General features: G+C 35.5%; 25 protein-coding genes. 24 read left to right on the top strand and 1 reads right to left on the bottom strand.

Annotation, left to right across the window (positions count from 1 at the left end):
- Positions 1 to 225: a ferredoxin gene (locus H9D55_RS05445; RefSeq protein ID WP_186078193.1), complete on the bottom strand. Its 225-nt coding sequence runs from the start codon at positions 223 to 225 to the stop codon at positions 1 to 3.
- Between the two features lie 197 nt (positions 226 to 422).
- On the opposite strand from H9D55_RS05445, the gene H9D55_RS05440 reads away from it, so the two are divergent.
- From H9D55_RS05440 to H9D55_RS05325, 24 genes are all read left to right on the top strand, one after another.
- Positions 423 to 1,502: a LysM peptidoglycan-binding domain-containing protein gene (locus H9D55_RS05440; protein ID WP_186077554.1), complete on the top strand. Its 1,080-nt coding sequence runs from the start codon at positions 423 to 425 to the stop codon at positions 1,500 to 1,502.
- 26 nt (positions 1,503 to 1,528) lie between these two features.
- On the top strand, positions 1,529 to 2,179 hold the full coding sequence (cmk, locus tag H9D55_RS05435) for a (d)CMP kinase (RefSeq protein WP_186077552.1): 651 nt from the start codon (positions 1,529 to 1,531) through the stop codon (positions 2,177 to 2,179).
- Positions 2,180 to 2,782, top strand: a complete 603-nt coding sequence (locus H9D55_RS05430; protein WP_186077550.1) for a lysophospholipid acyltransferase family protein — start codon at positions 2,180 to 2,182, stop codon at positions 2,780 to 2,782. It abuts the gene before it with no gap.
- Between the two features lie 41 nt (positions 2,783 to 2,823).
- On the top strand, positions 2,824 to 4,011 hold the full coding sequence (gene rpsA / locus H9D55_RS05425) for a 30S ribosomal protein S1 (RefSeq protein ID WP_186077548.1): 1,188 nt from the start codon (positions 2,824 to 2,826) through the stop codon (positions 4,009 to 4,011).
- A gap of 95 nt (positions 4,012 to 4,106) precedes the next feature.
- The gene (der, locus tag H9D55_RS05420; RefSeq protein WP_186077546.1) at positions 4,107 to 5,420 is read left to right on the top strand and encodes a ribosome biogenesis GTPase Der; all 1,314 of its coding nucleotides are present in this window, start codon (positions 4,107 to 4,109) and stop codon (positions 5,418 to 5,420) included.
- Between the two features lie 14 nt (positions 5,421 to 5,434).
- The gene (locus H9D55_RS05415) at positions 5,435 to 6,484 is read left to right on the top strand and encodes an NAD(P)H-dependent glycerol-3-phosphate dehydrogenase (protein WP_186077544.1); all 1,050 of its coding nucleotides are present in this window, start codon (positions 5,435 to 5,437) and stop codon (positions 6,482 to 6,484) included.
- 5 nt (positions 6,485 to 6,489) lie between these two features.
- Positions 6,490 to 6,696, top strand: a complete 207-nt coding sequence (locus H9D55_RS05410; RefSeq protein ID WP_186077542.1) for a DUF2768 family protein — start codon at positions 6,490 to 6,492, stop codon at positions 6,694 to 6,696.
- Positions 6,689 to 7,408: a hypothetical protein gene (locus H9D55_RS05405; RefSeq protein WP_186077540.1), complete on the top strand. Its 720-nt coding sequence runs from the start codon at positions 6,689 to 6,691 to the stop codon at positions 7,406 to 7,408. The genes H9D55_RS05410 and H9D55_RS05405 overlap by 8 nt, the downstream gene beginning before the upstream one ends.
- 110 nt (positions 7,409 to 7,518) lie before the next feature.
- Positions 7,519 to 7,791 (top strand): HU family DNA-binding protein, encoded by a 273-nt coding sequence (locus tag H9D55_RS05400; RefSeq protein ID WP_186077538.1) that lies wholly within the window; start codon positions 7,519 to 7,521, stop codon positions 7,789 to 7,791.
- Positions 7,792 to 7,847: 56 nt separating this feature from the next.
- Positions 7,848 to 8,282: a hypothetical protein gene (locus H9D55_RS05395; RefSeq protein ID WP_186077536.1), complete on the top strand. Its 435-nt coding sequence runs from the start codon at positions 7,848 to 7,850 to the stop codon at positions 8,280 to 8,282.
- Between the two features lie 13 nt (positions 8,283 to 8,295).
- Positions 8,296 to 8,994 (top strand): demethylmenaquinone methyltransferase, encoded by a 699-nt coding sequence (locus tag H9D55_RS05390; protein WP_186077534.1) that lies wholly within the window; start codon positions 8,296 to 8,298, stop codon positions 8,992 to 8,994.
- Positions 8,987 to 9,943: a polyprenyl synthetase family protein gene (locus H9D55_RS05385; protein ID WP_186077532.1), complete on the top strand. Its 957-nt coding sequence runs from the start codon at positions 8,987 to 8,989 to the stop codon at positions 9,941 to 9,943. Before H9D55_RS05390 ends, H9D55_RS05385 begins: the two co-directional genes overlap by 8 nt.
- Before the next feature lie 61 nt (positions 9,944 to 10,004).
- Positions 10,005 to 10,451: a nucleoside-diphosphate kinase gene (ndk, locus tag H9D55_RS05380; protein ID WP_186077530.1), complete on the top strand. Its 447-nt coding sequence runs from the start codon at positions 10,005 to 10,007 to the stop codon at positions 10,449 to 10,451.
- Between the two features lie 65 nt (positions 10,452 to 10,516).
- Positions 10,517 to 11,683, top strand: a complete 1,167-nt coding sequence (gene aroC, locus H9D55_RS05375) for a chorismate synthase (RefSeq protein WP_186077528.1) — start codon at positions 10,517 to 10,519, stop codon at positions 11,681 to 11,683.
- On the top strand, positions 11,683 to 12,726 hold the full coding sequence (locus tag H9D55_RS05370) for a 3-dehydroquinate synthase (protein WP_186077526.1): 1,044 nt from the start codon (positions 11,683 to 11,685) through the stop codon (positions 12,724 to 12,726). The genes aroC and H9D55_RS05370 overlap by 1 nt, the downstream gene beginning before the upstream one ends.
- Positions 12,723 to 14,012 carry a 3-phosphoshikimate 1-carboxyvinyltransferase gene (gene aroA / locus H9D55_RS05365; RefSeq protein WP_186077524.1) on the top strand — a complete coding sequence of 430 codons (1,290 nt, stop codon included), beginning with the start codon at positions 12,723 to 12,725 and terminating at the stop codon, positions 14,010 to 14,012. The genes H9D55_RS05370 and aroA overlap by 4 nt, the downstream gene beginning before the upstream one ends.
- Positions 14,009 to 15,280 carry a tetratricopeptide repeat protein gene (locus H9D55_RS05360; protein ID WP_186077522.1) on the top strand — a complete coding sequence of 424 codons (1,272 nt, stop codon included), beginning with the start codon at positions 14,009 to 14,011 and terminating at the stop codon, positions 15,278 to 15,280. Before aroA ends, H9D55_RS05360 begins: the two co-directional genes overlap by 4 nt.
- Positions 15,270 to 15,752 carry a YpiB family protein gene (locus H9D55_RS05355; protein ID WP_186077520.1) on the top strand — a complete coding sequence of 161 codons (483 nt, stop codon included), beginning with the start codon at positions 15,270 to 15,272 and terminating at the stop codon, positions 15,750 to 15,752. Before H9D55_RS05360 ends, H9D55_RS05355 begins: the two co-directional genes overlap by 11 nt.
- Positions 15,733 to 16,161: a DUF2487 family protein gene (locus H9D55_RS05350; RefSeq protein ID WP_186077519.1), complete on the top strand. Its 429-nt coding sequence runs from the start codon at positions 15,733 to 15,735 to the stop codon at positions 16,159 to 16,161. The genes H9D55_RS05355 and H9D55_RS05350 overlap by 20 nt, the downstream gene beginning before the upstream one ends.
- A gap of 140 nt (positions 16,162 to 16,301) precedes the next feature.
- Complete coding sequence (locus tag H9D55_RS05345) at positions 16,302 to 16,805, top strand: QcrA and Rieske domain-containing protein (RefSeq protein ID WP_186077517.1); 504 nt, start codon at positions 16,302 to 16,304, stop codon at positions 16,803 to 16,805.
- Positions 16,806 to 16,820: 15 nt separating this feature from the next.
- A complete protein-coding gene (gene qcrB / locus H9D55_RS05340; protein WP_186077515.1) occupies positions 16,821 to 17,495 on the top strand; it encodes a menaquinol-cytochrome c reductase cytochrome b subunit in 675 nt (224 codons plus the stop codon).
- Positions 17,496 to 17,519: 24 nt separating this feature from the next.
- The gene (locus tag H9D55_RS05335) at positions 17,520 to 18,305 is read left to right on the top strand and encodes a menaquinol-cytochrome c reductase cytochrome b/c subunit (protein ID WP_186077513.1); all 786 of its coding nucleotides are present in this window, start codon (positions 17,520 to 17,522) and stop codon (positions 18,303 to 18,305) included.
- A gap of 53 nt (positions 18,306 to 18,358) precedes the next feature.
- Positions 18,359 to 18,943 (top strand): DUF1405 domain-containing protein, encoded by a 585-nt coding sequence (locus tag H9D55_RS05330; RefSeq protein WP_186077511.1) that lies wholly within the window; start codon positions 18,359 to 18,361, stop codon positions 18,941 to 18,943.
- A 63-nt stretch (positions 18,944 to 19,006) separates the two neighbouring features.
- Complete coding sequence (locus H9D55_RS05325; RefSeq protein ID WP_245202371.1) at positions 19,007 to 19,699, top strand: zinc metallopeptidase; 693 nt, start codon at positions 19,007 to 19,009, stop codon at positions 19,697 to 19,699.
- Positions 19,700 to 19,741 lie beyond the last annotated feature (42 nt).

Below are 19,741 nucleotides of genomic sequence, written 5' to 3'. Positions count from 1 at the left end.
TTATTCAAATTTCAGAGCATCACCATCAAATGGTTCGTCTGCTACTTTAATTGAGTCAGTAGGACAACCATCAAATGCGTCTTCCATATCTTCTAGAAGCTCTTCGGGTACAGCTGTTGTACCCTGGTTGTCATCTAGTATTACATATGCAATGCCATCGTCATCATAGTCATATATATCTGGAGCCGCTGCACCGCAAGCTCCACAAGCAATACATGTATCCATATCAACAATTGTGTATTTACAAGACAATTCGTTCACCTCTCAACAATTCTGCCTAATATTATTTTAAGAGTAAACACTAATTTTTTCAATAAAAACTGTTACAATCATGAATAGTCAGTCATTTGACTGATAGTACTTTAAAATTATGCATATAAATATTATAATTATGATTAATACCGAGTATAGGAGCATGCGCCATGAAGGATGATTTTTACAAAGATATGGAGCACACTAGACGTGAGCAGAACAAAGATACCCCAAATCGTCGTAAACGACGCACAAAAGTTGATCCTGAACTCAGCAGAAGTGCAAAGTACAAAGACGAAGATATAAAAACCAAAAAAACGTCTAAAAAGAGTAGTGTGAAAAATACTCCACCAAATAGTACAAACAAACAAGTAACTAAAGAAAAAAGACGTAATTTACAAAAACATTCAAATAATGTAACAGAAGAAAAAGACAACAAGAAAAAACTAGCCGCTAATGTCTCTTTAGCCAGTCTTGCGACTGGAGCAAAAAAATCACTACTTACAGCAAAGGATAAGTACAGCAAACAGCTAGACGATGAACTAGGAGAATCTAAAGATAAACTTAAAGGCTTAAAAGCAACCATGCTAACTGGATTCCGTTCAGAAAATAATAAACGCAAAATAAGAGCATTATTACTTTTAATTCTTGTACCTATTACATTGTTGTTTGCATTTATGATCATCAGTAATTTTTGGCCAGAAGAAAAAGATTACACAGCAGTTAATAACGGTAGTATAAACACTGAGCAAAAGGAAACTACAGGTAAAAGAGAAATTAATAAAGAGTTCGAACAGAAAAAATCTGAACTCGAAAAAGAATTTGCTGCAAGAGACAAAGAAAAATCAGAAGTTACACCAGAGAGTAATAATAATAGCAGTACCCAAGAAGCTGTAAGAGAATACTCCGATTCAGAAAAAGAATCTATGACGTCTGAAGCAAATAAAGCAATTGAAGAGAAAAAGAAGCAAGATAAGGAATCTTCTAAGTCAGAGTCAGAAGAAATAACTGAAAAAGAAAAAGAGTCTGAGAAAGCAGAAGTTGAAGAAGAGCCAAAGGTTGACGAACAACCAGAGGAAGATGTCGATGTAGTAAACGCTGTGCACGTTGTTAATGGTAAAGATAACCTTTACCGCATTGCAATTCAATACTACGGCAGTGGTTCAGAAGAAAACGTACAAAGAATTAGAGATGCTAACGGTATTTCAGGTAATGAAATAAGCGTTGGACAAGAACTCATAATCCCTTAACATTAAAGAATGGAAGTTGAATTTAAATGATAAACATTGCAATTGATGGACCTGCTGCTGCAGGAAAAAGCACAATCGCAAAAAAAGTAGCAGCAAGATTAGGCTATAAATATTTAGATACTGGTGCGATGTACCGTGCAATAACACTTTACCTACATGAGCATAAAGAAACAGACTTGAATGAACTCTCTGAACTTATTGATATTGAGTTTTCTCAAGAAGGTAAACTATTCCTAAATGATAGGGATGTTACAGATATGATTCGTGAAAGTCACATTACAAAACAAGTGTCTAGTGTTGCAGCTTTGAAAGAAGTCAGAGTATTTTTAGTCGATCTACAGAGAAAAATCTCTTCGAAAAAAGGGTATGTATTAGATGGTAGAGATATTGGTTCTGTAGTTCTACCAGATGCCGAACTTAAAATCTTCATGACAGCAACTCCAGAAGTGAGAGCTCAGAGACGTTTAATTGAAGAACATGCACGTGGCAACAACATCGAGTTATCCGTTTTAATTGATGAGATCACTGAAAGAGATACAAACGACATGACTCGTGAAATATCACCACTCGTTCAAGCTGAAGATGCAGTACTCATTTCAACAGACGCTCTAACCATTGATGAAGTGACTTCAAAGATTGTTGAATTCGCTAATGAGAAAGTTACAGGTGATCAATAAATGCTATACAACATTGTAAAAAATATCGTAAAAGTATTCTATAGATTGAGATTCAAAATTAATGTTATTGGTGCAGAAAATGTTCCCAATGACGGCCCCGTGTTACTTACAAGTAATCACACATCACTTTACGATCCACCGCTCGTAGCGGCATTCACTAAGCGAGAAATGTCATTCTTTGCAAAATCGGAATTATTCAAGTATCCAATGTTTGGGAAATTCATTACGAATTTAAATGCAATTGCAGTAAACAGAGGTAAAGGAGATCGCGCAGCACTCAAAGTATCTGTTGATGCAGTTAAAAATGGTAAAATGCTTCTTATCTTCCCGGAAGGTGGAAGAAACTTATCAGGAAAATTAAAACCACTTCAAGAAGGTGCAAGCTTTATTGCAATGAAGAGTAATGCTCAAATTGTACCAGTTGCAATTAAAGGTTCTTACAATAGAAAAGAAGGAATTACACTCATTTATGGTAAACCGATTGACGTAAACGCATTAATTGAGGAAGGTAAGAAACGTAAAGAAATTACAGCAATATTAGAAGAACGACTAAGAAATATGTTAAAAACACCCCTTATCCTTGACAAAAGAGACAAAATATAAGAACTTTATAATATTAATGGTTTTATATTGGAGGCTATCACATGACTAACGAAGAACATTTAGAAAAAAACTTAGAAGTTAATGAAACTTCTGAAGAAACGCAGAACGAGAAATACAGTGAAGGTGACACAGTTACTGGTAAAGTATCTAAAATCGAAGAAAAATTTGTAGAAGTTATGCTCGAAGATGGAGTTGTCGGAATTGTACCAATCAGTCAACTTACATCCAAGCGTATTGAAACTACAGATGAGGCAGCAACTCTTGACCAAGATGTTACTGCAAAAGTAATTAAAGTTGAAGATAATACGACACTCATATTATCTATTCGCCAGTATGACAACGAAGCTACTTACAAAGAACTTCAATCACAAAAAGACAATGATGACACAATCAGCGCTACTGTTATTGAAGTAGTTCCAGCAGGACTTGTTGTAGACGTTGGCGTAAGAGGATTCATCCCTGCATCATTAATTTCTACTGAATACGTTGAAGATTTAACTCAATTCGACGGACAAACACTAGATGTAAAAATCGAAGATGTTGATGTAGAAAAAAACAGAGTAATCTTAAATAGACGTAAATTGGAAGAGAAAAGTCAACACGAAGAACGTCTAAAAGTACTTGATGAATTAGTAGTTGGTGACATCGTTAAAGGTGAAGTCGTTCGTACGACAAACTTTGGTGCATTTATTAATGTAAACGGTGTCGATGGTTTAGCTCACATTTCTGAACTCAGCTACGAGAGGGTAGAGAATGTTGAAGACGCTGTAACAATCGGTGAAACTTTAAATGTTAAAGTTCTTAGCGTAGATCCTGAAACAGAAAGAATCTCTCTATCTGTTAAACAAGCTGGGGAAAGTCCGTTCCAAAAATTCTTTAACGAACACCAAACAGGAGATTCAGTTAAAGGTACGGTAAAACGCCTAGTTGACTTCGGTGCATTTGTAGAAGTTGCAGCTGGAGTAGAAGGACTAGTACACGTGTCAGAAATTTCTCATGACCACGTAGGGCATCCTGAAGATGAACTTAAACCTGAAGAAGAAATTGATGTTAAAATCATCGGCTTCGATCCAGATAAAGAAAAAACTTCATTGTCAATCAAGGCTTTAAAAGAAAAGCCAAAAAATGATACTAAACAAAAGAACGCAACAGTTTACTCTGATTCTGATGAAGAGTCATTAACACTAGGAGACATTCTTGGTGACAAACTTAAAAAATTAGATTTATAATTTTATTTTAGAGCGATGTAAATCGCTCTTTATTTTTTTGTTGACTTAAATTAACAATGAAATATGGTAAAATATTATTGAAATGAGGGAAAGATATGAATATGCCTACAGTTGCAGTCGTTGGCCGTCCAAACGTTGGTAAATCAACGCTGTTTAACCGTATTATTGGTGAAAGAAAATCAATTGTAGAAGATACACCTGGCGTAACTCGTGATAGAATTTACGCTACAGGAGAATGGTTAGGTAGAGAATTCCATATTATCGATACTGGTGGTATTGAGATTAAAGATGAACCATTCCAAAAACAAATCGCGATGCAAGCAGAAATTGCTATTGACGAAGCTGATATTATTGTAATGGTTGTAAATGGTCGTGAAGGTTTGTCACAAGACGATATTCATGTAGCGCGAATTTTACAACGTGCAAAGAAACCAATTGTGTTAATGGTAAATAAAATTGATAACTTTGAGATGAGAAACGAAATTTATGAATTTTATTCACTGGGAATTGGTGATCCATTCCCAGTATCTGGTTCACACGGTCTCGGACTCGGAGATGTACTGGACGAGGTAATTTCTCACTTTGACAATTTAAACTTTGAGGAGGAAGAGGATGATTCTATTCACGTATCACTAATTGGTAGACCAAACGTTGGTAAATCTAGTCTGATCAATGCAATTATTGGTGAAGAACGTGTAATCGTTTCTGATATTGCAGGTACAACTCGTGACGCGATTGATACTAAATACACAGTAGATGGTGTGGATTACACTTTTGTTGACACAGCGGGTATTAGAAAACGCGGTAAAGTTTATGAATCTACTGAGAAATATTCAGTTCTACGTGCCAATGTTGCAATCGAACGTAGTGACGTCTGTCTACTTGTTCTAAATGGTGAAGAAGGGATTCGTGAGCAAGATAAAAGAATTGCTGGTATCGCACATGAAGCAGGACGCGCTATCGTTATTGTGGTTAACAAATGGGATGCAGTTGATAAAGATGATCACACAATGAAAGAATTCGAAGAAGAAATTCGTAAACAATTTTTATTCTTAGATTATGCTCCAATCACATTTGTTTCAGCTAAAACAACTAGACGAGTTCACACAATCTATCCATTAATTAACCTGTGTGATGAGTCACATAAACGCCGTGTTCAATCAAGCACGTTAAATGAGGTTTTAGTTGATAGCGTCTTAATGAACCCTACTCCTAGAGATAAAACAGGTAAAAAATTAAATATCTTCTACGGTACTCAAGTGAGTGTCGCACCACCAACATTCGTATTATTTGTAAATGATACGGAATTAATGCATTTTAGTTATAAAAGATATTTAGAAAATAGATTAAGACAAGCATTTGATTTTACAGGAACACCTATCCATATTATTACGCGTCAAAGAAACTAGAATAGAGGGATTATATGAAGATTTCAATGATTGGTACCGGAAGTTTCGGTACAAGTTTAGCAATGGTATTAGATGAAAACGGTCATGATGTTTTAATGTATGGTCGTAATGATGATACTGTTCACGAAATCAATCAAGAACATTCAAATAAAAACTATTTAAAAGATATTAAATTAAATGAAACAATAAAAGCAACTAACGATCTTGAAGTAGCAGTCGCACACGGGGAAATGCTTGTACTTGCTGTTCCTGTTAAAGCAATGAGAACGATGGCGAGGACTATCAACGTGATACTAACAGAACAAAATAAGAAAGTCTTAATTTGTCACGTTGCTAAAGGTTTAGAACTCGGCACACATAAACGTGTATCGGAAGTACTTCAAGAAGAGTTAAGTGAAAATAACTATACTGATATTGCAGTATTAAGTGGACCAAGTCACGCTGAAGAGGTTTCTTTAATGTTGCCGACCACAGTGAGTACAGCGTCAGTAAATGAATCTGGAAGAAAAATTGTTCAAGACGCTTTTATCAATAAACATTTCCGTGTTTATGAAAACAAAGACTTAATTGGAGTTGAAGTAGGAGGAGCACTTAAAAATATCATCGCTATCGCAATTGGTATTTTAGATGGACTTGGATTCGGTGACAACACAAAATCAGCAGTTATTACTAGAGGTCTACATGAAATCGCAAGACTAGGAACTAAAATGGGCGCTGACCCGCTTACGTTCATGGGACTTACTGGTGTTGGTGACTTAATCGTAACGGCAATGAGTGAACACTCACGTAACTTCAGATGTGGTAAGATGCTTGCTAGCGGACAATCTTTAGATGATATTATAGAAAACATGGGCATGGTTGTAGAAGGTGTGAACACAACTAAAGCTGCATATGAACTCAGCCAACAGTTTGACATTGATATGCCAATCACGAATGTTTTATATCTCTATCTATTTGAAGAACTATCAGAGGAAGAAGCATTCTATAGTCTGATGATGAGAGATAAAACGTCTGAAACAGATGGTTTAATTGCGCTTATGAAAAATAGAATAGATTCGGAGTAAATTAAATGTTTGATATATCAAGAATGGATTTAATGTGGGTCTCATTTTATTCGATGGGAGCTATGGCACTTGCTGCACTTTTAATATTTCTAGCAAGGTATAAGATTCCATATCGATTTTTAAGTATAATCATTTCAATCATTGCATGGGTGCTACTTATTTTTAGTTTCATAACGATGATTTTAGTCTTAGGTGGTAGTAGTCATGGGTAAGATAATTAAATCAATTATTTTAATGAGTGTCGTATTTATGCTTTCTGGATGTTTATATCCTCAAAGTGAAAAAGAAAAGAATGATGCTTCTAAAGAGGCACAAGTTCAAATGGTACAGCGTGCAGTTGAAGAATTTTCTAAAGCGAATAGTGGTATTTTGCCAATAAAAACACTCTCGGAACAGAGAGAATACCTAGAACACCAAATTGATTTTGGTAGATTACGTGGATATCTATCTGACGTTCCAACTTCTGCTTATGAAAATGGTGGATATTATCTTTATGTAATTATTGATGCTGAAGAAGATCCAAAAGTAAAAGTTGCAGATTTAAGAATCACCGAAGAAGTGAGGAGCCTAACTACGCGACTCAACATACTTGGGGACAATGTTAAGTTAGGCGAAATGATTGGCCCGAATGTATACCAATTAGACCTTGATGCGTACCATTTAAATGAAAACCCTACTATAACGAGTCCTTTTACAGGGGCAGAGTTAAACGTCTTCTATAACGGAGGTCGTGAGTTTATAGTTGACTACCGCAATGACGCACAGAAAATCATAGATGATAAAGATCTGGCATTTAAGACTGGTGACGATGTGCGCTCAGTATTTTACGAATATACTGAAGTTGTACCACTCTATAGTCCTGAACTTACAGTCGATGAAAATAACACAGTGATATTTATGACCAGTAAACATAAGGAAAAATAAATTATGTTTTTTGCTTTAAACTGTGAAAAACATTGAAGTGATAGGCTTCATATGGTAAAGTACAAACATAATGATTAATTCATTATACAGATAATAGGAGGTCATTTGACATGAACAAAACTGACTTAATCAATGCAGTAAGCGACAAAGCTGATTTAACTAAAAAAGATGCTGGCGCAGCTGTAGACGCAGTATTTGAAGCAGTTCAAGAAGCTTTAACAGCAGGAGAGAAAGTACAACTTATCGGATTCGGAACTTTCGAAGTTCGCGAACGTGCTGCTAGAAAAGGCCGTAACCCACAAACTGGTGAAGAAATTGAAATTGCTGCATCAAAAGTTCCAGCATTTAAAGCTGGTAAAGCACTTAAAGACGCAGTAAAATAATTAATTTTTAGACCTAACTTATGTTAGGTCTATTCATTTATAAAGGTGGATTTTCTTTGTTAAAAATGGATATCTTAACTCATTTTAATGATGAGTTCACTAGACCTCTTGAACCTATTATCTCATATTTTAATAATGACACACATATTCATAAGAATCCTGAGGTAGTTAAAGCAGTTGCTACATACAACTTAGCATTGCTACTTCTAGATAATGAACCAGATATAAAAGACATGGAAAATCATGTTTTATATGGCGACTTATACTTATCTGAGTTTTATATTACACTCGCAAAATATGAAGCATACGACACTCTAACTGATGTGTTAGACATCTCTAAAGAAATAATTAACTTAAAATCGTTATACCAAAAACATAATGATCTTGAAAAAACAGAAAAAACATTTATACATTTTGGTCCTATTCTTTACTTAAGAGATCAGTCGTTTATTGACGATAAAATAGACCAAGTGCTTGAACTAATAATGTAAAACGGTGATTTTAATGGCAAATAATAGAATTCAAACAATCTTTAACACGGTTTCAAAAGATTATGACAAGATGAATGACATCATCAGTTTTAAGCAGCATAATATTTGGAGAAATCGCACAAACAAAGAAATATTTGTAAAAAGTGATTCTTATATTCTCGATTTATGTTGTGGAACAGGGGACTGGACAATACAATTATCCGAGATGAATAAGAATGCTGATGTAGTTGGTTTAGATTTTAGTGAAAAAATGTTGGAAGTTGCGAAACATAAAACAAAAGACATTGCCAATATTTCTCTTGTCCAAGGGGATGCAATGAACTTACCTTATGATGACAAGACATTTGATATCGTAACAATTGGTTTTGGACTTAGGAACCTACCTAATTACAAAATGGCTATCGATGAAGTTTATAGAGTGTTAAAACCCGGTGGTCAATTTGTCATTCTAGAAACTTCAAACCCTAAAAATAAAATCGTTCGTGCGTTATTTAACTTTTACTTTGGTCGCATCATGCCATTATTTGGACAAGTAATTGCTAAAAGTGGAGAAGAGTATAAGTGGCTATATGAATCGACTAGAGACTTTGTATCTAAAGAAGAATTAAAAGAAATGATGAATAAGAGTCAGTTTATAAATATTAAAGTAATTTCACATAACTTGGGGATGGCAGCTACCCATATCGGTTTCAAGCAAATTAATCATGAATAAAAGCATTCGGGCATTTGTAAAGACTGATCTTAAAGAGGTTGAAGCGTTAATAAAGTTGGCTCTACAACCAAATAAGAGTATTGTGAGTAATGAGAGCTTCGACCTTTATATCACAGGTGGAAAGAAACTTCGTCCTATACTTTCTATTTTAGTAGGTAAACTAGGGCAACCTGAGTACAGAAGTTCAATTCTTCATACAGCTGCTAGCTTGGAACTAATTCACATGGCAAGTCTTGTACATGATGACATCATTGACGACTCTAATCTAAGAAGAAATAGGAAAACAACTTATTATAAGCATGGGTATTTTCAAGCGATTAATACAGGAAACTACTTGATTTCTTCGGCAATTAGACTTGTTTCAGATATTCATGATCCAAAATTCCATAAAACCTATTCTACAATGATTAAAAAAATTGTTACTGGAGAATTATTTCAGTTCGACACACAATTTGATGATACACAGACTATAGAAGACTATTATGAAAAAATCTATAAAAAGACCGCACTTTTAATTATGCTTAGTATTGAGCTAAGTGCCTATGCAGCCCACATCTCTGATGTTACGAGAAAAAACCTTACAGAATTTGGTTACAATATTGGAATGAGTTTTCAAATTATAGACGATTGTCTAGATTACACTGCATCTAAGAAGACACTCGGAAAGCCATCGTTTTCTGATTTAAGCAATGGGCATTACACATTGCCTGTGTTACTTCTTAGAGACACAGACTCTGAGTTTAAAGAGATGTTGAAAACATATTCTAGAGAACAATCAGGAAAAGATGAATTAATTAAATATCTTTTAGACTCAAAAGCAATTGAAGCTTCCAAAAGAGTGAGTAATGAATTTTTAGATAATGCGCTCGTAAATATCATAGAGATTGATGAGCCAATTAAACAATACCTAATTGAAATGGTAGAAAAACTACGTACTCGATTAAATTAATATACAAAACACATAAAAAAGTGATAGAATAAGTAAAGAACTTTTAAAGGAGAATAACTTAATGGAAAGAACATTTTTAATGATTAAACCTGATGGCGTCCAAAGAAACCTAATTGGACCGATCGTTGCAAGATTAGAAAACAAAGGATTCAAAATCGTAGGTGCTAAACTTATGCAAGTATCTGAAGACTTAGCAAAAACTCACTATGGTGAGCATGCTGACAAACCATTTTTCGGTGAGCTTGTAGACTTCATTACTTCTGGTCCTGTTTTCGCAATGGTATTAGAAGGAGATAACATCATTAAAACAGCACGTCTTGTTGTTGGTGCTACAAACCCACAAGAAGCTGCTCCTGGAACAATCCGTGGAGACTTTGGTCTTACAGTAGGTAAAAATATTATTCACGGTTCTGACTCACTCGAGAGTGCAGACAGAGAAATCAATTTATTCTTTGAAGAATCAGAACTAGTAGACTACAGCTTAATTAACAAAGATTGGATCTACTAATTAAATAAAAAGCTGAGTATTTAATACTCAGCTTTTTATTTTACATACATTTACGAGGTGATGACATGAGATTTTTAACAGCAGGTGAGTCGCATGGTCCGAAGGTCACAGCGATAGTAGAAGGTTTTCCATCAAATTTACCAATAAATAAAGAGCGAATGCAAAAAGAACTATTTAAGCGTCAAGGCGGTTATGGTCGCGGACGTAGAATGCAAATTGAAAAGGACACATTTACTTTCGGTAGTGGAATTCGTCATGGTAAAACACTCGGTTCTCCAATAATGATGGAAGTGCAAAACGATGATTTTAAGCATTGGACTAAAATCATGGGCGATACACCATTAACTAAAGAAGAACTGAGCGAAATGAAACGTGTCATTACACGTCCAAGACCAGGGCATGCAGATCTTGTTGGTGGTCAAAAATATAATCATCGAGACTTAAGAAACATATTAGAACGTTCAAGTGCACGTGAAACAACTGCACGTGTTCTTGTTGGCGCATTATGCTTAGAACTCCTACACGCATTAGATATTAGAATTACAAGCCGTGTCGTGCGCATAGGCACTGTGGTCGATGAAAAAGAGTACACATTTAAAGAAATAGTTGAGGGAACTAAATCTTCATCAGTAAAAATGGTATCAGAAGAAAGCACTAAAAAGGCTGAAGCTTTGATTGACCAAGCGAAGAAAGATGGCGATACCCTCGGAGGTATCGTTGAGGTAATCGTTGAAAACCCAATTATTGGATTAGGTTCACACGTTCATTACGATACTAAGCTCGACGCTAAGATCGCACAATCATTACTTTCTATCAACGCATTTAAAGGCGTAGAGTTTGGTATGGGTTTCCGAATGGGAGAAGTGCCAGGAAGTAAAGTACAAGATGAAATCATGTACTCAAAAGAGAATGGATTCTTTAGAAAGACAAATAACCTCGGTGGATTTGAGGGTGGCATGACAACAGGAATGCCAGTTATCGTTCGTGGTGTTATGAAACCTATTCCGACACTATATAAACCTCTTATGAGTGTTGACATCGATTCTAAAGACCCGTTCACTGCAACAATCGAACGTAGTGATCCAAGTGCAGTACCAGCAGCATCTGTTGTTGCTGAACATATGGTTGCAATTGAAATTGCCAAGGCAATCTTAGATAAATTCAGTTCAGATGACTTCGGTGATTTAAAAAATGCAATCGATGCATACAATAAACGTCTAGGTGAATTCTAATGGAATTCCATACGACTTATAGTGAAAACAACTACACAATCTATGTAAATAATGGAATTTTAAAAGAAACACTTTTAAAGTATACAAATCAATATGAACAAGTATTCTATATCATAGACTCACATGTTTATGATTTGCATGAAAAAAAATTTAAAGATTTTAACAATGTCATCAAAGTTCCTAGGGGGGAATCTTTCAAAACAATCGAAAACACGATGAGTGTAATCGATGAATTGCTCGATCAGAATGTTAAGAGAAATGATCTTATGGTTGTTATTGGTGGCGGTGCAACTGGTGACGGAGGTGCATTTGTTTCAAGCATTACTTTGCGCGGTTTAGACTATATTCATGTTCCAACAACACTTCTAGCTCATGATTCGGCGATTGGAGGTAAAACCGCTATTAACCGTAAACAAGGTAAAAACCTAGTAGGCACATTCTATAGACCGAATGCAGTAATCTATGACCTTGATTTCTTAGAGACGCTTCCAGAAGAAGAAGTATTAAGTGGGTTTGGTGAAGTCATTAAGCATGCAATGCTTGATGGACAAGAATCTATCGATGCGCTTTTGGAAAAAACTAAGAACGGTGTAGATATTAAAAATCTCAATGCTTTTATCTTAAATGGGATTAGAACAAAGATGTATTACGTTTCAGTGGATGAGAAAGAAGATAATTTAAGAAAGTTTCTAAATCTTGGTCATACTCTAGGACACGCTTTAGAGTATGCGTTTAAACTGAAGCACGGCGCTGCAGTAGTATTAGGTATCATTGGCGCGCTTTACATTTCTAATAAGAGATACGATGATACTTTTGATATTAAATCATTTATAAATTACGTGAAACATATTGGTTATGATCTCTCACCTCTTAAAAACATGAATGCGACAGAGATGATTCGTTATATGTCGAGTGATAAGAAAAATATGCGTAAGTCATATATTGGTTACGTTGTATTACGGGAATTTGGTCAGCCAGAATTAATTGAAATTAGTACAAGTGATTTAGAAACACTCTTAAATGAATTGAAGGCGATAGTATGAGAGAACTTTTAAACGGTAGCTTCCAAGGTGAAGTAACCGTTCCTGGTGATAAATCCATCACGCATAGAGCAGTGATGCTCGGCACACTTTCTGAAGGGACGACGAATGTATATCAGCCACTCCTTTCTCAAGATACGTTAGACACAGTGAAGTGCATGGAGAAGCTCGGTGCAGATATCAATGTGTCAGAAGATAAAATTATCGTCAATAGCCCAGGTGCAGAACATCTATTATCACCAAAAAATTTACTTTATACTGGTAATAGTGGAACAACTACACGTCTATTAATGGGTCTAGTTGCTGGTCTGAATCTTAAAGCTACTATTGATGGCGATGAAACAATTAAAAAGCGCCCGATGGATCGTGTGACAGTACCGCTTAAAATGATGAATGCAAAAATTAATCTCTTCGAAAATAAATTCACCCCTGTAGAGATTCTCGAAAGTGAGTTAAAAGGCATTGAATATCATATGACAGTTGCAAGTGCCCAAGTAAAGAGCGCTATAATACTCGCCTCTTTACATAGCAAAATTACGACTGTAATTCACGAAAATAATAAATCAAGGAACCACACAGAGCTCATGTTAAAAGCATTTGGTGGAGACATCGAGGTAGATGACACAACAATTACAGTCAATGGTGGAAAGAAACTTACTCCAGTGGATGTCACAGTGCCAGGTGATATTTCATCAGCTGCATTCTTAATGGTTTTAGCAGCGATAATCCCAGGTTCTAGGGTCACTCTCAAAAATATTCTTTTAAATGACACACGTGACGGAATCATCGATGTGTTTAAACAAATTGGTGCAGATATGACAATCGATATTATCGATGACTCTCTTGAAGCTCGCGGAAATATCACTGTTAGTTATAAAACTAACTTAAAACCGTTTCATATCAGTGGGGATATTATTCCAAAACTAATCGATGAAATTCCAATTCTCACCGTCCTTTCATTATTTCTTGACGGAAATAGCACTATAAAGGATGCAGAAGAATTACGCGTTAAAGAAACAGATAGAATCATGGCGGTAACAAATGAGTTATCAAAATATGGTGCAAATTTTAAAATTTATGAAGATGGATTTATGGTGATTCCTGGAAATTTAAAGATTCCAGACGAAGAATTTAAGAGCTATCATGATCACAGAATAGCAATGATGTTAATTATTATGGCAATTAAAATGAATCATGATATCAAAATAGATAACATCGAGTGTATCAACATATCATATCCAAACTTCATTAAAGATCTTAAATCATTGAGAGGGGAGCAGATATCGTGAATGAATCACTATTAAAACTAATCGATGAATTAAAAGTCGGCCAATATGATATCGAAAAAATCCATACCTTCACTGAAACTTTACATGAATACACTAAAGAGAGTGATTTAGAATTACTCTTTGTATTAGGTGATATATTAATGCAGCTTGGTGATACGATTCATGCATTAAATATTTTTGAGTATTTATACTCTGAAGTCGGACATGACGATAACTTACTGAGTTACATTGTAGAAATATATATCGTAGATAACAGACTGGATGATGCATTACTACTCATCAACGATGTAGAAAAAACACCGACTGTGCTCATGCTCAAATCAGAAATCTTCCAGCAGATGAACCTAAACGATGTTGCATTAAAAGCACTTTATGAAGCAAGAGAATTATCCGATGATATTGTTATTGATTTTGCAATTGCAGAGCTCCTTTATTACCTAGGAGATATTGGTGATGCTGTTAGATTTTATGAAAACGTAATTGAACATAATTTTGACAGAGTCAACAATGTTAATATCCATCAAAGGCTTGCGGATATCTATGTTAACCAGATGGATTTCGATCATGCGTTGTCTCATTTAAACGAGATAGATGAAGCTGAGTACACAAATGACGACTACTATCTTAAGTCGATTATCTATTACTACTTAGAACGATACGACGAGAGTGAGAAAACTTTAATGAAGGTCATATCAAATGAACCGTATTACACAAATGCATACGTATTACTTATGAAAGTGTACGAGGAAAACTATGAATACCATAAAGCTTATGATCTTCTTGAAGACTATGTTGTACTAGATAATCAAAATGCGAATGTGTTCTATCATTTAGGTCGTCTTTCGATTCGACTAGGTAAAGTCGAGGAAGCAAATGAATTCTTTACTAAAGCAACTACTTTAGATGAGACTTATGATGATGCGTATAGAATTCTATTCCAAAACTTACTGACGGATGACAAGCCTGAAGAGATTAAACATTATCTGCCGCACATTAGTACGGAAAACTTAACGCCACACTCTCTTCATCTTCTTGCTAATATCGAAGCATTGAATGAAGAAGATGAAGAGGCGAGTAAGTATTACGAAACAGCATACGCATATCTCAATGAGGATACTGATTTCTTGTATGACTATTATCAATTTTTACTCGAAGTGAGAGATCCAAAATATTTAATTTTGTTAAAACAATTAATTAGACTCGATCCAAATAACACAGACCTCGCGCTAGAGCTCGAACGTTTGCGTGGTGAAGAGGATGGATTTTAAAAGAGAATTTTTAGAATATATTCTTTTTACTTATGATTTTAAAGAGAGAGACACTGTATACGTTTTAAACTTTTTGAAGACAATCGAGAACTTCGATTCAAGGGTCTCGCTTGTTAAGTCTGATTCACCGATGATTCTGACTATTTCTATGATGAGTACAACGACATATAACATGATGTGCCGTTATGAAGATAAAATTTATCTGACAGCACTTGATATTTTCACAGTAATCGAGGAAACTGATTGTCTGATATTTGTCGAATTTCATTTCAATCACTTCGAATCAAAATATACTGAAGTCGCTTTTAGAGAAAAGCAATATTTGAATACTGTTCAGATGTTAGAACGGGAATTACTTCATAATCAAATAGAGAGTGCTTTACTAACAAAAGATAAGGATACATTTTTAACACTTACAAAAGAGTTAAGATTACTGGATGAGGAGAATAAAAATGCTCTACACAAAAAATGATTTAAACGTAATTAAAGATGAGATTGAATTTATCGATACTGCGATCATACCTGTTGTCGATATCGACATGGATAACTTGAGCATGAATAGAGCGGAACACATTGAATTCATTCAGCTTATCATCATGATGCTTGAAAAACAATTAAAAGGTAGACTACTAATTACACCCTTATTCACTGTAGTAGGGGAAGATGCTTCACAAGTTGAAGTCTTTAATAATCAACTGAAAGAATACGGATTTAAAAATACAATCGTACTTTCATTTAGAGAACTCTCATTAGAAGGCATACCAGTAATTAAAATAAATCACGTACCCATTAGCGATATGGATAAGGATATTCTAGAATCTATGGTCAAAGATGAAATGACAATAGTATTAAAAGAAATTATACGTATTTGGAATAGTTAAGTAGTCGTTCTATAAAAAAATTAAAAAGTTTGTCTAAAAAGTGAATTGTCATGTTGACCGTGCTGTTTTAATAGGATAAACTTAATGTGTCTTAGTTATAAATATGTAAAAAGTTTGTAGAGTTCGAGGGGGGAAAAGGAATGTCAAGTAAAGTTACACGACGCCAATTTCTAAACTATTCATTAATGGGTGTCGGTTCTTTTATGGCAGCCGGAATGATTTTACCTATGGGTAGATTCGCACTTGATCCACTGTTCAAAGATGCAGCAGCCGGGTCTGATATTCAAACGAGCATCAAGGTGAGTGAGATAACAGAAGAACCAACGAAGGTTGATTTCACGTATAACCAAAAAGATGCATGGTATGAAAGCGAAGTTACAGAGTTCGCATGGGTTTACAAAGATGGAGATAAACTCATCGCGCTTTCTCCTGTATGTAAGCATTTAGGATGTACAGTTACTTGGGCTGGAGACGATGGTAACCCAGATAAGTTCTTCTGTCCATGTCACAATGGCCTGTACACGAAAGACGGTAACAACGTACCTGGTACGCCACCACGTGGACCATTAGACCAATATGAAGTTGGCGATAAAGATGGTTTTGTTACAATTGGTAAAAGATTTGAAAACGAGTTAGTGAAGTAATTAGGAGGGAGTTCAATGCTTAACCGTATCTATGACTGGATTGACGATAGAATCGATATCACACCAATCTGGAGAGACATAGCTGACCATGAAGTGCCAGAGCACGTAAACCCTGCCTATCACTTCTCAGCATTTGTATATTGTTTTGGTGGATTAACATTCTTTATTACTGTTATCCAAGTTTTATCTGGTATGTTTTTAACAATGTATTATGTACCGGACATTGTAAACGCGTGGAATTCTGTATACTACTTACAGAATGACGTTGCGGCTGGTATGATTGTACGCGGAATGCACCACTGGGGTGCTAGTTTAGTAGTTGTAATGATGTTCTTACATACGTTAAGAGTATTCTTTACAGGTGCCTATAAATCACCACGTGAATTAAACTGGGTTGTTGGAGTATTACTTTTCTGTGTAATGCTGGGACTTGCATTCACAGGTTATTTATTACCTTGGGACATGAAAGCTTTATTCGCAACGAAAGTTGGACTTGATATTGCTGAATCAGTTCCATTTATCGGAGAATGGATTAAAACATTACTCGCAGGAGATGCGACAATCATTGGAGCTCAAACGCTAACGAGATTCTTTGCGATTCACGTATTCTTCCTACCTGCAGCGTTGTTTGTATTAATGGGAATCCACTTCATTTTAATACGTCGACAAGGAATCGCAGGTCCATTATAGGACACTAAAGGGGAGGTAGAAAAAATGAAACGCGGTAAAGGTCTAACATTTGTTGGAGACTCACGAGTATTAAAGTACGAAAAACCAAAACTTAACAGAGATTATTCTGAGTTTCCTGGTCGTACTGAAGAATTTTACCCAGACTTTCTATTGAAAGAATGGTTAATTGGAGCAATTTTCTTAGTAGGTTTCTTGTGCTTAACTGTTGCACATCCAGCGCCACTCGAAAGAATTGCAGATCCAACTGACACTGGCTATATTCCACTTCCAGACTGGTATTTCCTTTTCCTATACCAAATTCTGAAGTATTCATATGCATCTGGTCCATTTAACGTGATTGGAGCAATCATTATTCCAGGGCTTGCAATTGGAGCATTAATGCTTGCACCTTGGTTAGATGGTTCCAAACACAGAGATTGGAAAAGACGTCCTGTTGCTACTGGTATGATGTTACTTGCAGTAGGTGTTATTTTCTACGCAACTTGGGAATCTGTTGCATACCATGATTGGGATGCACAAAAAGCTCAAGGTAAAATCGTATTTTCTAATCTAGATGATTCAGATCCAGTGTTCAATGAGTTAGTAAGAACAAACTGTACAAGCTGTCACGGCGGAGAACTTACAGGAGGTTCAGGACCTGACTTAGTTACACCAGACCTAACTAAAGAGCACGTACAAGCTTTTGTAGAGAATGGTACGGTTGATAGTGGTGGCTCAATGCCAGCATTTAAAGATCAGTTAACTGATGAGGAAATTGAAAAGATTTCTGAATTCATCTCTAAACTTGAACTTACAGACAAAGCAGAATAAATCATATAACCCTCAACACAACTGTGCTTGAGGGTTTTTTAATAGGTGAATATATGTTTACTTTAATATATAGACTATTGTTCAATAAACATTTCTTAATGCTTCTATTAGTTGCCAATTTCCTTGGCACAATATATGGATATTATTGGTATAAAGGACAATTATCCAATACGCCGTGGTATTTTTGGCCTTTTGTCCCTGATAGTCCCACAGCAACTCTGTTCTTATGTGTATTAATTGTGTTAATCCTCATAAAAAAACATTCGGGACTAATCGATGCACTCACATTTACTACGCTAATTAAGTACGGTGTTTGGGCAGTCATTATGAACTTCTTATACTTCATTGAAATAGGATATGTAACGAACGTTGGTCTCATGCTCATATGCTCTCACAGCTTAATGGCAGTCCAAGCGCTTCTTTTTGTTCCACATATGCACATTAAGATGAGGGATCTATTTATAACAGCAATCTGGCTGTTCCATAACGACGTCATAGATTACGTCTATATGCAATATCCCAAGTACGGTAGTTTAGATAGATTTGCTGAACACATTGGATACTGTTCTTTCTGGCTCACTGTGATCGTATTAGTACTTTTATTTATACTCGTATCACCAAGAGAAAGACCATTATGATTGACTTTAAATTGTCACATAAAGTAAAATCATATTAGAAAGATAGGAGAGATTATAGTGTTAATGTATATTCTTTATTTTGTTATATTAATGATTGTGCCGATGATGGCTCAAGCGAATGTAACTTCAACATTTAACAAGTATTCTAAGGTACGTTCTACAAGTGGACTTACCGGTAAAGAAGTCGCTGAAATGATTCTTAGAGAAAATGGTATTTATGATGTAGAAGTATTAAGAGGACAAGGTCGTTTAACTGACCACTATGATCCAGGTAAAAAAGTTGTTGTATTATCTCCTGATAACTATGACAAACCAAGTGTTTCTGGCACTGCTGTTGCAGCTCACGAAGTTGGACACGCAATCCAACACGCGACTGGATATCACTTCTTAAACTTCCGTTCAGCTTTATTCCCGCTCGCGAATATCGGAAGTAAATTTTCGTTTATTCTGATCATGGCAGGTATTGTACTAACTGTCGGTATACAAACTTCAGGTCCAACACTAGGTACTTATCTACTATGGGGTGGGATTGCGTTATTCGCATTCTCAGTGTTGTTCCAAGTAGTTACTTTACCTGTAGAATTTGACGCATCTAACAGAGCAATGAGACAGATTCAACAATTAAACATTGTCGATGAAAAAGAATATAGACATGCAAAAAAAGTACTAAACGCTGCAGCAATGACTTATGTCGCAGCAACAGCAGTTGCAGTTGCTGAGCTTTTCCGTCTAATATTAATTGCAAGAAACAACTAAAACCGCCTGTATTGGCGGTTTTTTAATTTCACAAACGATTAA

This window comes from Phocicoccus pinnipedialis, assembly GCF_903994035.1.
GTDB classification, from domain to species: domain Bacteria; phylum Bacillota; class Bacilli; order Staphylococcales; family Salinicoccaceae; genus Phocicoccus; species Phocicoccus pinnipedialis.
Note: the sequence above shows the minus strand (reverse complement) of the source record. Positions and strands in the feature narration are given on the sequence as shown.